Raw genomic sequence first — 13523 nt, 5'->3', positions numbered from 1 at the left:
AATAGTCGGTAACAGGTACAACATTTTTACTGGAGATGGCGTGAAGCCTTAGGCCACAATTTCAATCAAATTGCCGTCAGGATCGCGTATCACCGCTTCGTAATAGCCATCACCGGTGGTGCGCGGGTCAGAAACTAATATCCCCTGTTCTTTTGCATGCATCGCCATGGCATCAACGTTTTCACTGCCGCCAACTGAAATGGCGAGATGCACCCAGCCTGAGGTGTTATTGTCGGGAGCATGTTTTGTCAGTCCAGGCTTAGTCATTAACTCAATCGCGATATCCTCACCAATTTTGACAAAATAGGATTCAAATCCAGGATTGGTTTTACTGCAGTATTTTTCGTTGATCTTTGCGTCAAAAAACGTGCCCCAGAATTGAGCTTGTTGCTCAAGATCCCGTGTCCATAACGCCACATGCGCAACCTTCATAGCTAACTTCATAGCTAACCTCTTCTTGTTGTATCCAAACAATAGGTTCCCTAAAGGGATGTTGACATCGAGAACCATAATGCACAATTATGCTTGTTATTGCTCGATGTTTATTTCACTGGAGTATTGATGCTCGATTACGCAGCATTCCCTGAACAGCGCCAGGCGCTTATCTATCAGATCCTGCAGGAAAACGGCAGAGTCATCTGTTCCGAACTCGCCAGCAGGTTAGGCGTTTCGGAACATACAATCCGCCGCGACCTGCATGAACTGAGTAAAGATGGCGTGTGTAAAAAAGTCTATGGCGGCGCGGTCATTGCACTCCCTGAATCCGAAGACATCACCGTGCGCAAGAGTATTAATGTGGCGAAAAAGAGCAATATCGCGCAGAGATGCGCCCGGATGGTCAAATCCGGAAGCTGCATTTTTATCGACACAGGCAGCACTAATCTGGCGATGGCTGAAGCCCTACCCGCCGAGCTGGCGTTAACCGTGGTAACAAATTCCCCGGAGATTGCCGCCGTTTTACTAAAAAAACCACTGTTTGACGTCATTATGCTGGGCGGCGCGGTGCAACGATCTTCTGGAGGGTGCGTGGGTGCCACCGCTATCTCGCAGGTGCAGGGCATTTTATTCGATCAGGGATTTATTGGCGGCTGCGCGATGTCGCCAGAATCCGGCTTAACCGGATTTGATTACGCGGATTGTGAGTTCAAAAAAGCGGTGATCAAACAGTGTAATGAAACTATTGTCGCGCTGACGGCTGAAAAGATCCCGGCCGTCGCCCGTTATGTCGTTACCGAAAGCAGCAATATCAATGTAATTGTCGTCGAGGAAAATATCAGCAAAGAGTATGCCACGGCGTTTCAGGCGCACGACATTCGTATTTATACAGTGTAACCCATTCTATTGGGTGATACTTTTCCATTGCTTTCATGACCCACCTCCCCTACAGCCTTGTCTGTTCGGGAAATCGCCAATGCAACGTCCCGAACAGGCCAGCGATATCAGTGCTTCACAATATACATTGTGCGGCTATAAGCCACATCTTCAGGGTTAGTAATCGGATACCCTTTCAGCCACGGTTTAATTAAACGCCCGTTGGTGTACTGATAAATCGGCGCAATGGGAGCCTGTTCCATCAGAATGTTCTCCGCAGCGTTATAATCAGCATTGCGTGCTTTCTGCGTATTCTCCAGGGTTGCCTGGGTCAACACTTTATCGTACGCCGGATTATTAAAGCGGGAGATATTGCCCGTATGGGTTGATGTTAATAGCGACAGGAACGTAGATGGCTCATTGTAATCGCCCACCCACGAGGCGCGGATCACATCAAAATTACCGGTATTGCGGCTATCGATATAAGTTTTCCACTCCTGGTTTTGCAGTTTCACGTCAACGCCGAGATTTTTCTTCCACATAGACGCGACAGCAATAGCAATCTTCTGATGATTTTCAGAGGTGTTATACAGCAGCGTCAGTTTAAGTGGTTTCTGTGGACCATAGCCCGCCGCACGCAGCAGCGTTTTCGCCTGCGCGTTCAGCTCTTCCTGACTCATTTGCTCAAACGGTGAAGGTTCCGGCACAAACCCTGCCGTTACATCCGGCGTAAAATGCCATGCGGGCTTTTCGCCGGTACCCAGAACTTTCTCCGCCATCAGGCGACGATCGATAGTCATGCTGAGCGCCAGGCGCACGCGTGAGTCGGCAGTCGGTCCCTTCTGGGTATTAAAGGCATAGTAGTAAGTGCCAAGCTGCGGCGGGGTATAAACCTGGCCCGGGATGTCCTTCAACAGTTTCTGATACATGTTTTTCGGGAACGACTCGGTAATATCGATATCACCAGCAAGATAGCGCTTGGTCGCTGCTGATTCCTGGTTAATAGGCAGGAAGGTGACTTTTTGCAGCACCGTTTTGGCGTTGTCCCAATAATGCGTGTTCGGCACAACGTCCAGTTTTTCGTTCACCACGCGATCTTTGAGCACATAAGCGCCGTTACCAATTAGATTACCCGGTTTGGTCCAATCTTTACCGCTCTCAACATTAGCTTTTTGTACCGGATAGAAAGCAAAACTCGCCGTCAGATTGGCAAACCATGGCAGCGGTTTATCAAGTTGGACCTTCAATGTACGCGCATCGATCGCGCTAACGCCGAGCTTATCTGGCGAGGCTTTTCCATCGATGATCGCCTGTGCGTTGTTAATACCCGCCAGCGCAGCAAACCAGGCAAACGGCGACAGCGTTTTCGGGTCAACCAGACGCTGCCAGCTATAGACAAAATCCTGCGCCGTTACCGGCGTACCATCTGCCCATTGCGCATTGTCGCGCAGCGTAAACGTCCAGATACGGTTATCGTTGCTTTTCCACTGAGTGGCAACACCGGGCACAATCTCGCCCTTCTCATTCTGGTTGACCAGCCCTTCAAATAAATCACGAATAACCTGAATTTCAGGAAGCCCGACGGCCTTTGCCGGATCCAATGACGCCGGTTCGTCTTTGATATGACGCACCAGTTCTTGTTTTTCTGCCAGTACCGTTCCGCTGGGAACATCAGCAGCCCAGGATAATGAAATGCTGCTTACCAATAGCGCACAACAGGTTACTGAAACAGAATGCTGCATAAAATACCCTCAATTCCGGCTACTAAGTGAATGTGTAATTATTTGTATCGCCAGCAGGAAATGCAATTAACTTTCGACAAGGAAATAATATTACATCTGAAAAGATAAGTGTGTGAAAACGATTTGATTATCCATACATTTTGCACAACACTGCGAGTAACAATCCACGCATTCAGAGATGACTATGACCGTTACCCGACCCCGTGCCGAGCGCGGCGCATTCCCACCTGGAACCGAACATTACGGACGTTCATTATTAGGCGCGCCGCTAATCTGGTTTCCCGCAATGGCGGCCGATCGTGAAAGCGGTCTGATACTGGCAGGAACGCACGGCGACGAAAACGCATCGGTTGTCACCCTTTCCTGCGCATTGCGTACGCTTAATCCTTCCCTACGTCGTCACCATGTGGTGCTGGCGGTTAACCCTGACGGTTGCCAGCTCGGGCTGCGCGCAAATGCGAACGGAGTGGATCTAAACCGTAACTTTCCCGCTGCCAACTGGAAAGCGGGTGAAACGGTGTATCGCTGGAACAGCAGCGCAGAAGAACGCGATGTGGTGTTGTTGACCGGCGAAAATCCGGGCTCAGAACCAGAAACCCAGGCGCTGTGCCAGCTTATTCACCGAATTCATCCTGCGTGGGTGGTCTCTTTTCACGATCCGCTGGCCTGTATTGAAGATCCCAGGCGCAGCGAATTAGGCGCGTGGCTGGCGCAGTCGTTTGAATTACCTCTCGTCACCAGCGTAGGTTATGAAACGCCCGGCTCATTTGGAAGCTGGTGCGCAGACCTGAACTTACACTGTATAACCGCCGAATTTCCGCCCATCTCTTCAGATGAAGCGAGCGAGAAATACCTGCTGGCCATGTCCAATCTCCTGCGCTGGCACCCTAGAGATGAAGTTGTCCGGTCGTAAAATGCAGGGCCGGCTCCGCGTCGCTGGCAAGCCAGGTAGGGCCATCAAGATCGGCAAAGTTAACCTGCGGCGTAAGGGGTAACGCCGCGCCAATCGCCCGGGAAGTACACAACATGCAGCCCAGCATTAGCGCAAATCCCTGCTCGCGGGCTTCGGTTGCCAGCGCCAGCGCCTCCGTCAGGCCGCCTGTTTTATCCAGTTTGATATTGACCATTTCATAGCGCCCGTGCAGCGCTTTCAGGCTGCTGCGGGTGTGGCAGCTTTCATCTGCGCAGATCGGCAGCGGATGCACAAAATTTTCCAACGCGGCATCGTCCTGCGCTGGCAGCGGCTGCTCCAGCATCGCCACCCCTAAATCAGCCAGAAGCTGGCAGCGTGCCGCCAGACCTTCTGCCCGCCAGGATTCATTGGCGTCGACAATAATCGTGGCATCAGGGACTGCTGCACGAATAGCAACCATCCGCTCGCTAATCAAGCGCGCATCCAGTTTAACTTTTAGCAGTTTCGCGCCATTTTCCCACAGTGCAGCCGCACTCACCGCCATTTGTTCCGGCGTGCCAATTACCACTGTTTGCGCCGTCGTCACCACTTCCGCCAGTTCACTTCCCACCAACTCTGCCAGTGACAGTTGCTGTTGACGCGCACTCAGATCCCACAACGCGCAGTCCACAGCATTACGTGCGGCTCCCGCTGGCAGCAGCTTTTGCAGCTCTTCACGCGTCAGTCCATTTTCCAGTTGTGGGGCAATGCTCATAATTTGCGCCAGCACTGAGGCATCGCTTTCACCATAGCGCGGATACGGTGTGCACTCGCCGATACCCGTGACGCCGTTTTCTGCCACTTCAACCACCACCACATGAGCTTCGGTTCTGCTCCCACGGGCAATAACAAAGGGAGTGTGCAGCGGCCAGGCTTCCTCATATACCTTAACTGTTCTCATTTGCTTTCCTTAATGCAGTCCCTGAAGCGGATATCCGCAAATAGCGTTTGCCGTGTTAACTGCTGATGGCATAAACTAGCCTCGACGTTAACTATATGTAAACAGGAAGATAACCATGTCACAAACCGTTCATTTCCAGGGCAACCCGGTTACAGTTGCCGGCTCAATTCCTCAGGCTGGAAGCAAAGCTCAGGCTTTTACCCTTGTGGCTAAAGATCTGTCTGACGTTACGCTGGGCCAGTTCGCAGGCAAGCGCAAAGTGCTGAATATTTTCCCAAGCATCGATACCGGCGTTTGTGCGGCATCGGTACGTAAGTTTAACCAACTGGCGACAGAAATCGACAATACCGTCGTACTGTGCATTTCGGCCGACCTGCCATTCGCCCATTCACGTTTTTGCGGCGCGGAAGGTCTGAGCAACGTTATCACGCTGTCCACCCTGCGCAACGCAGAATTTCTGAAAAACTACGGCGTAGAAATCGCTGAAGGCCCACTGAAAGGTCTGGCCGCACGTGCCGTGGTCGTTATTGATGAAAATGACAACGTCGTTTTCAGCCAACTGGTCAATGAAATCACCAACGAGCCAGACTACACTGCTGCGCTGGACGTACTGAAAGCTTAAGCCACGTCTGCATACAAAAATGCCTCCGCAGGGAGGCATTTTCATTTACCGTGTTACTCTTCGCTTTTTTTCTGCTGGCTCAGGCCGTATTCACGCAATTTGTTGGCAATCGCGGTGTGCGAAACGCCAAGGCGTTTGGCCAGTTTGCGCGTGCTGGGATAATTCATATAAAGCTGCGTCAGCACAGAGCGTTCAAAGCGGCTGGTAATTTCATCCAGCGATCCTTCCATCACCTCTTCTCCGACCGCAACCGTTGCCGCATCGTAATCCGGCAGTAAAATATCCTGCGGCCGCAGCTCATAGCCTTCAAGCTGGGTCAGCGCCCGGTAGATGGCATTTTTAAGCTGACGCACGTTGCCCGGCCAACCATAGCGGGTTAACACCGTGCTGAGATCGGCAGACAACTTCGGACGCGGCACGCCCTGCTCGTCGGCGAAGCGCGCCACAAACAGTTCGGTAAGCGGCATAATATCCTGCGGGCAATCGCGTAGCGGCGGCAGATTTAGCGTCAGTACATTCAGACGATAATAGAGATCTTCACGGAAAAGCCCTTTCTGCACCATTTCCACAAGGTTCTTTTGCGTCGCGCAAATCACGCGGACATCAACATGAACTTCGTGATCTTCTCCCACGCGGCGGAACGTGCCGTCATTGAGAAAACGCAGCAATTTGGTCTGCATACGCGGCGACATTTCACCAATTTCATCTAACAGAACCGAGCCGCCATTCGCCTGCTCAAAGAAGCCTTTTTTGCCTTCGGGGGCATGGCCAAACAACTCGCTTTCGACCGCATCTTCAGGAATTGACGCGCAGTTCAGCGCCAGATACGGCTTCGACGCACGCGGGCTTGCCAGGTGGCAGGCATGGGCAAAGAGATCTTTGCCGGTGCCGGTATTACCGGTAATCAGCAGCGGCGCACTCAGTGTCGCCAACTTACGCGCCTGTTCCACTACGTGTTTCATTTTGGCGCTGACGGCAATAATCTGGCTAAACGCGCTCAGATCCTGCGTAGTCATATTTTGCAGCTGACGCCCCATCCGGATGGTGGAGCGCAGCATGACAACAGCACCGGTCAGCATCTGCTCCTGATTTTCACCCTGCAAATGGACAGGCGTAATCTCCATCAGGAAGTTCTGTCCGTTAATTACGACATGCTCGCTATGAGAATCCTGCGGATTGCTTTCGAGCCAGCGCTGGAAGTTAAACCCATTGATTAACTGGGCGGCGGTATGATTGCGCATCCGATCCTGAGTGTGCGCGAAAAGCTGACAGCTCGCAGGGTTCGCCATCTCGATTTTGCTTTTCATATCCAGAGAAAGGACCGGTTCTGGTAACGCCTCAAGCAGCGCACTCAACGCAAGATGTTCTCGTTCGGAAGGCATCCAGGGCACGGTACGCACATCCGTAACCCCTGAAATACGGCGGATTTCAGCCATCAGACTACTGAAGTTGGTGAACTCCAGTTCCGCAAAATTGAGGTAAATCCGCCCGATGGGGTCAATCTCGATACCGCGTAAATCAATGCTTCTCAGCACCAGTAAATCGAGCAATTCGCGGGTCAGACCAAGTCGGTCTTCACAAAAGACTTCCAAACGCATAAGAACCTTCACCTGGACAAGGGATTATGTATTAAATGATAAGACAGTATTGGGTTTGCAGGAAGAACTCTGTCAACAAATATTGACAGCTCGCTGGAAAATCAGGCGCCGGGACGTAAAGTTAAACGACTGGCGCCCAATTTTTAGCTAACTTTCGCGCGGAGATTTGTTCTTTTGTAAGGTTTCTTTCACCTGACCAATCAGTTGACGGCGAAAATCGCCCAGTCGTGGCTTATCATCATCGATCCACGGCAGCGGTCGGCAAAGTTCCATGGCTTTAATACCCAGACGCGCCGTTAATAATCCCGCGCCAATACCCTGCGCGGCACGCGTCGATAAGCGAGCGGCTAAATCCTGCGACATCCAGTCCATTCCCACTTCCCGCACCAGCTCACTGGCCCCGGCAAAAGCGATATTTAGCAGCACCAGGCGGAACAAACGCAGGCGGCTGTAATAACCGAGTTCAATGCCATACAGCGATGCGATGCGATTAATCAGCCGCAGGTTTCGCCAGGCAATAAACGCCATATCCACCAATGCCAGCGGACTGACGGCAATCATCAGCGTGGACTCCGCCGCTGAACGGCTAATCTCACGTCGGGCCTGCGCGTCCAGCACCGGCTGCACAAGATGGGCATACAGGCTGACGACTTCGCGATCGTTCTGCGTTTCATGAATTGAGGCATACCAGCGCTGTAGCGCCGGATGGGACTGATCGATACCCGCCTGCTGCGCCAGCTTTTCACAAAATGCACGACCTTTTCCGGTTCCATGGCTGTGGAGCAGATCACGCGCTTCATCGCGCTCGTGCGCACGCTGGCGCAAACGCCATAGCCGACGCCACTCGGTCGCAACCGATCCGACACCTGCGCCGATAATCAATGCGCCAGCGGCACATCCTCCCAGCGCAACCCAGTCCTGAGTCTGCCAGGCGTTCATGGTCCATTGTACGCCCTGAGCGACAACGCTCGCGCCAAACAGCGCCAACCCACCCATTACCATTTTGCGCCACAAACTGCGTTTGGGGCGTAGGGCCGCATCAATGACGGCTTCTGCCTGACCCTCGTCTTGCAGAGGTTCATCCACTGTCGCCGGAGAAAAAGTCTGCGCCTCTGTTTCGTTGAACATCTGCTGCGCTTTAAACGCCGCGTTTTGTTCCACGTCCAGCGGACCTGAGAAATCGATACGCGGTTTTAACGGCTCGCTCATCGCAATTTATCTCCTATTAAAAACTCCATCGCGGCATCAAGACGAATATGCGGTAAGGGTTTATCGACATCCATAACCTGCGGGCGAAACGCCTCAAACTGAAAGCCCTGACTGTCCCAGAATGCTTGTCCAGGTAAACGCGCGGGCACTTCCCCCGGATAAACGGTTAGCGGTTCACCATCGCTCAGACGATGACCACGCAGCGCCGGGATCTTTTCGCCTTTCACATCGATCAGGCCGCTGGTGGTTGCCTGTACTGATGCCAGTCCCAGACAATCCATGCTGATACCTTCGAACGCAGCGTTTTGCCAGGCGTCCTGGATCAACTGCTGCAATAACGACACCATATTGGCGTGCTGATCGACCGTGACGTGGTCGGCTTTGGTGGCGGCAAACAGCAGTTTGTCGATCACCGGGGAAAACAGCCGACGAAACAGCGTGCGCTGTCCGTAATGGAAGCTTTGCATCAGTTGGGTGAGTGCCAGACGCATGTCGTTAAACGCCTGTGGCCCGCTGTTGAGCGGTTGCAGACAATCGACCAGCACAATCTGACGGTCAAAGCGCAGGAAGTGATTCTTATAAAATCCCTTCACGACTTTTTCACAGTAATAATTAAACCTGTCGCGTAGCATGCCCGCATTGGTGTGTTTGTCTGCCTGCGCCAGCTTCGATTCCCCCCAGGCATCAACGTCCGGCCACGGGAAGAACTGCAGCGCAGGCGCGCCCGCCATATCTCCAGGCAGAACAAAACGGCCCGGCTGAATAAAATGCAGTCCCTGCTGCTTGCACTGGTGCAGATACTCCGTCCAGGCGGCAGCGATTTCCGCCAGACGGTTTTCATCAGCAGGCGCCAGCGGATCCAACCCCTGGCATAACTGCCGCCATCTTGCCGACCATTCGCCCCGCTGTCCCTGTAATAATCCGGTCATTTGCCGCGACCAGCTGAGATAATCCTGGGCCAGCATCGGTAAATCGAGCAGCCACTCCCCCGGATAATCGACGATTTCCAGGTACAGCGTGGAGGTGTCTTTAAAGTGGCGCAGTAAAGAATCATTGGATTTGTAGCGCAGCGCGAGGCGTATTTCACTCACACCGCGCGTAGGTGTCGGCCAGGTCGGCGGTGAGCCATACAGCTGCGCCAGTCCCTCATCATAGGTAAAGCGCGGAATACCAAAATCGCGTTGTGGAACCCGTTTAACGCCGAGCAGACGCTCTTCGCGCACGCAACTGAGCAACGGCAGACGCGCACCGCCATGAATATTGAGTAACTGGTTTACCATCGCGGTGATAAACGCCGTCTTACCGCTACGGCTAAGTCCGGTGACAGCCAGGCGCAAATGCCGGTCTACGCCGCGATTAACCAGCGAATTGAGTTCATTTTTAAGTCGCTTCATCGCCATCCCGTTTTGCTGAAGGAACCGAAGAAATTATAACAAACAGGAAGTAAAGATAGGGGTCAATTCTTACTTATCAACTACCTGAGCTGTAACAGGCGGCATTATTCTTACCGCCTGGAGCAGAAGGAATGCGGGCGGTTTATTGATTCTCTACTTTAGGAAGCGCTATCTGATTGATGCCACCTTCGTTGGTCACCTGCGTGTAGCCCATTTCCGTCAACATATCCTTCGCCTGCCCCGATTGACGCCCGGAGTTGCAGTACAGCTTCACAGTGTCGGTCTTATCAGGAACTTCAGCAGCGATCCGCGCCTTCATCTCTTTTAATGGAATGTTGACCGCTCCCTGAATATGCTGCTGTTGATACTGTTCAGGAACGCGAACATCAATCCAGTGCTCGGCTGCAAAAACCGGCATGCCGATGACCAGTGCCAACGCTAATACGCCTTTTTTCAACATAATATCTTCCTGACTGATAGTTGGATTTAACCAACACACTATACGCCAGTTCTTAAGAAAATATTGCGATCGCATTATCACCCTCTGCACCCGTGGACGAGACTTCCTCTGGTTGCGCATACTGCGGTTAGTTTTTTGATTTTTCTGCCCGCATTCCGATATTGTTGTCATTCGCCAATTAACTCCATAATATGTTCGCCATTGACTCTCGGACGGAGCTTGGGATCTATGTCTCCTACCATTTATGATATTGCACGAGCCGCTGGCGTATCAAAATCCACGGTGTCGCGCGTGCTTAATAAGCAAACCAATATCTCGCCGGAAGCGCTTGAAAAAGTGCTGCGTGCTATTGATGAGTTACAGTATCAGCCCAATAAACTTGCTCGCGCACTCACCTCTTCCGGGTTTGATGCAATAATGGTGATATCTACCCGTTCAGCAAAAACAACCGCCGGTAATCCGTTTTTCTCTGAAGTGCTGCATGCTATTACTGCCAAGGCTGAAGAGGTCGGTTTTGATGTCATATTACAGACTTCGCGAAGCACTGAAGATGATTTACAAAAATGTGAGAGCAAAATTAAGCAGAAATTGATCAAAGGTATCATTATGCTGAGCTCTCCCGCCGATGAATCTTTTTTTGCAAGGCTGGATAAATACAACGTACCGGTCGTGGTTATTGGAAAGGTTGAAGGCGACTACGCCAATGTCTATTCTGTAGACACCGATAATTATCGCGACAGCATTACGCTAACTGATGCGCTGATTGAGAGTGGACACCGTAATATAGCCTGTTTGCACGCGCCGCTTGATGTTCATGTTTCTATCGATCGCGTTAACGGATATAAAGCCAGCCTTCAGGCGCATAATATTAAAATGCGCGATGAATGGATTGTTGACGGGGGCTATACTCATGAAACAGCCCTGCTTGCTTCACGAAAATTACTGAGTCAGCAGCCGTTACCCGACGCCGTATTTGCCACCGACAGCTTGAAATTAATGAGCTTATATCGCGTGGCGGCTGAGAAAAATATAATCATCCCACAACAACTTGCCGTTGTGGGCTACAGTAATGAGCTGTTGTCTTTTATGCTCACGCCCGTTCCTGGGGGAATTGATGTGCCTACCCAGCAGTTGGGTGAACAAAGCTGTAATTTATTATTTAACCTGATTGCGGGCGAGAAAGGATTACAAAATATCACGGTGAGCACACAAATATCGCTGGCCGACTCACTGGTGTAAAAACTGGGGCATAAATGCCCCAGTATATTTTAGAAGGCGTAGTTCACGCCTATACCAGCATAATGGAATCTGTCGCTTTCGCCTTCGTCGTGATCTTCCCACTCATAGGCATACTCCAGTGACATTGATAAACCATTCTGGAAATCATATGCATACAGTAAACCGAGACGATTGAAATTATGGCCTTCACGTTCCGGATCATCTCGCCAGTCCCAGTTTGACCAGCGATCAAGCCCCAGACGGGTATACGGCGTCAGGGTGGTATTGCCTAAAGACAACGGTAAATATGCACGAATTTCCTGGGTTGAGAACTCACCATTATTGCGCGAATCAGCCAGATTAAAGCCGCGCTCAAGGTAATAGTTGACCGTTAAGCCCACCGTTTCGTTAAACCTGTAATTCAGACCGGTCTCGCTTTCGACACGACTATCGGAGTAGCCAGTAGTATTCAAATCATTAACGAATTGATACATCGACAGCCAACCGCTAAAGCGCAGGTCGTCGGTCAGTTTAACATCCCAGTCCGGCTGAACTTTCCAACGCTGCATATTAGCGGTGTCGTTTCCTGGTTCATTGACATAGTGATAACCGTAATTACGGAAGCCACCGGTCAAACCGAAATTAACATCCTCACTTTCCAGAAATTGATAGCGAATTTCCAGTTCCGGACGATCAAACCAGGTACCACGCTTACCTTCGCTGTAATCAACCGGTCCTTCCTGATAATAAGCCAGCGATATTTTCCACGGCCCATTAGAGGCGTTGAAATAGACGGACGGCTCAGCCAGTCCATCCATATCTTCGCCCTGACCTTCAACGTTTTCTATTTCGTACATAGCACCAATATTAAAGTGCCAGTCATTATTTTCAGCAGCCTGCGCGCAGGCCATTCCTGCGCTCATAATCAGCGCAGTAGCGGACAGTAGGGTTTTCATTATTATTCCTTGTTAAAATACTCGCAAAAATGCCCCAAGGCTTGGGGGGGATTTATCCCCCCGGAATTTTATTGAATAGCCACTTCAGTTTCAGCATCAAAGAAATGGCATTTCGCCATATCAAAATGAATAGTGATATTTTCTCCTGCATGATAATCATTCACTGCCCCAGCACGGACCACCAACTCATGCCCCCCAACAATGGTATAAAGCATAAATTCAGCGCCGGTTAATTCTGCAACGCTAATTTTTGCCGATATACTATTTTCATTATTAAGCTGCGGGTGTATATCTTCAGGACGAATTCCCAGAGTGACCGCCTGATGTTCATAACCCTGCGCTTTTAATTGTGCTAATTTATTTTGTGGAATCGTTAATTTCAGTGTTTCAGTAACAAACTTATCACCATCAATCGCGCCACGAATAAAGTTCATGGCCGGTGAGCCAATAAATCCGGCGACAAACATATTAGCCGGGTGGTTATAAACCGTTTTCGGCGCACCAACCTGCTGAACAATGCCATCCTTCATAATCACAATACGCGTCGCCATAGTCATGGCTTCGGTTTGGTCGTGGGTAACATAGATCATGGTGGTATTGAGTTTCTGATGCAGTTTGCTAATTTCAGCCCGCATCTGAACGCGAAGTTTGGCATCAAGATTCGATAAGGGTTCATCCATCAGGAAGACCCCCGCTTCACGTACAATCGCACGCCCCAGCGCCACACGCTGACGCTGACCACCGGATAACGCGCCGGGTTTACGCTGCAGATAATCGCGCAGGCCAAGGATCTGCGCCGCCCAGTTGACGCGCTCCTCAATCACAGCAGGCGCTATTTTCTGCATTTTCAGACCAAACGCCATGTTGTCATAGACTGTCATGTGTGGGTACAACGCGTAGTTCTGAAAAACCATCGCAATGTTGCGTGATTTCGCCGGCACATCGTTCATCCGTTTACCGTCAATCAGCAGATCGCCGCCGCTGATCTCCTCCAGACCGGCGATCATGCGTAACGTAGTTGACTTCCCGCAGCCGGAAGGTCCAACAAAAACAATAAACTCTTTATCTTCAATTTCCAGATTGAAGTCTTTAACGACGTGTACCTGGTTGTCGTAAATTTTTTGAATGTGTTGCAACGAAAGCTGTGCCATGTTGAATCC

General features: G+C 51.1%; 13 protein-coding genes. 4 read left to right on the top strand and 9 right to left on the bottom strand.

What is annotated here, in order from left to right; all coding sequences use genetic code 11:
- Window positions 1–48: 48 nt before the first annotated feature.
- Window positions 49–432: a VOC family protein gene (locus HV311_RS11395; protein WP_191221193.1), complete on the bottom strand. Its 384-nt coding sequence runs from the start codon at window positions 430–432 to the stop codon at window positions 49–51.
- A 129-nt stretch (window positions 433–561) separates the two neighbouring features.
- Here HV311_RS11395 and HV311_RS11390 point away from each other — a divergent pair, with 129 nt between their 5' ends.
- A complete protein-coding gene (locus HV311_RS11390; RefSeq protein ID WP_115190542.1) occupies window positions 562–1332 on the top strand; it encodes a DeoR/GlpR family DNA-binding transcription regulator in 771 nt (256 codons plus the stop codon).
- 107 nt (window positions 1333–1439) lie between these two features.
- Here the strand turns inward: HV311_RS11390 and mppA are convergent, their stop codons facing one another.
- Entirely contained in the window at window positions 1440–3053 is a 1614-nt protein-coding gene (mppA, locus tag HV311_RS11385; protein ID WP_016153209.1) for a murein tripeptide ABC transporter substrate-binding protein MppA, read from the bottom strand.
- Window positions 3054–3237: 184 nt separating this feature from the next.
- Between mppA and mpaA the strand changes: the two genes are divergently transcribed.
- Window positions 3238–3966, top strand: coding sequence for a murein tripeptide amidase MpaA (gene mpaA, locus HV311_RS11380; protein ID WP_016153210.1), 729 nt, complete (start codon window positions 3238–3240; stop codon window positions 3964–3966).
- Here mpaA and ycjG read toward each other — a convergent pair.
- Window positions 3941–4906 carry an L-Ala-D/L-Glu epimerase gene (ycjG, locus tag HV311_RS11375; RefSeq protein WP_016153211.1) on the bottom strand — a complete coding sequence of 322 codons (966 nt, stop codon included), beginning with the start codon at window positions 4904–4906 and terminating at the stop codon, window positions 3941–3943. The genes mpaA and ycjG overlap by 26 nt on opposite strands.
- 115 nt (window positions 4907–5021) lie before the next feature.
- On the opposite strand from ycjG, the gene tpx reads away from it, so the two are divergent.
- Entirely contained in the window at window positions 5022–5528 is a 507-nt protein-coding gene (tpx, locus tag HV311_RS11370; protein WP_016153212.1) for a thiol peroxidase, read from the top strand.
- A gap of 53 nt (window positions 5529–5581) precedes the next feature.
- Here the strand turns inward: tpx and tyrR are convergent, their stop codons facing one another.
- The 4 genes from tyrR to pspE all read right to left on the bottom strand — a co-directional run bounded on the left by tyrR (window position 5582) and on the right by pspE (window position 10189).
- A complete protein-coding gene (tyrR, locus tag HV311_RS11365; RefSeq protein WP_016153213.1) occupies window positions 5582–7126 on the bottom strand; it encodes a transcriptional regulator TyrR in 1545 nt (514 codons plus the stop codon).
- Between the two features lie 147 nt (window positions 7127–7273).
- Window positions 7274–8335 carry a YcjF family protein gene (locus HV311_RS11360; protein ID WP_016153214.1) on the bottom strand — a complete coding sequence of 354 codons (1062 nt, stop codon included), beginning with the start codon at window positions 8333–8335 and terminating at the stop codon, window positions 7274–7276.
- Window positions 8332–9729 (bottom strand): YcjX family protein, encoded by a 1398-nt coding sequence (locus tag HV311_RS11355; protein WP_047418425.1) that lies wholly within the window; start codon window positions 9727–9729, stop codon window positions 8332–8334. Before HV311_RS11355 ends, HV311_RS11360 begins: the two co-directional genes overlap by 4 nt.
- Before the next feature lie 142 nt (window positions 9730–9871).
- Window positions 9872–10189, bottom strand: coding sequence for a thiosulfate sulfurtransferase PspE (pspE, locus tag HV311_RS11350; protein WP_016153216.1), 318 nt, complete (start codon window positions 10187–10189; stop codon window positions 9872–9874).
- Between the two features lie 228 nt (window positions 10190–10417).
- Between pspE and HV311_RS11345 the strand changes: the two genes are divergently transcribed.
- Entirely contained in the window at window positions 10418–11428 is a 1011-nt protein-coding gene (locus tag HV311_RS11345; protein WP_046274546.1) for a LacI family DNA-binding transcriptional regulator, read from the top strand.
- Window positions 11429–11457: 29 nt separating this feature from the next.
- On the opposite strand, the gene HV311_RS11340 is transcribed toward HV311_RS11345, so the two are convergent.
- Entirely contained in the window at window positions 11458–12363 is a 906-nt protein-coding gene (locus HV311_RS11340) for an OmpG family monomeric porin (protein ID WP_016156630.1), read from the bottom strand.
- Between the two features lie 68 nt (window positions 12364–12431).
- On the bottom strand, window positions 12432–13514 hold the full coding sequence (locus HV311_RS11335) for an ABC transporter ATP-binding protein (RefSeq protein WP_016153219.1): 1083 nt from the start codon (window positions 13512–13514) through the stop codon (window positions 12432–12434).
- Between the last annotated feature and the right edge of the window lie 9 nt (window positions 13515–13523).

This window comes from Citrobacter sp. RHBSTW-00881 (genome assembly GCF_013728515.1).
Lineage (GTDB): Bacteria > Pseudomonadota > Gammaproteobacteria > Enterobacterales > Enterobacteriaceae > Citrobacter > Citrobacter braakii.
The sequence above is the reverse complement of the archived record's forward strand: the minus strand, read 5'-3'. Positions and strand labels throughout refer to the sequence as shown.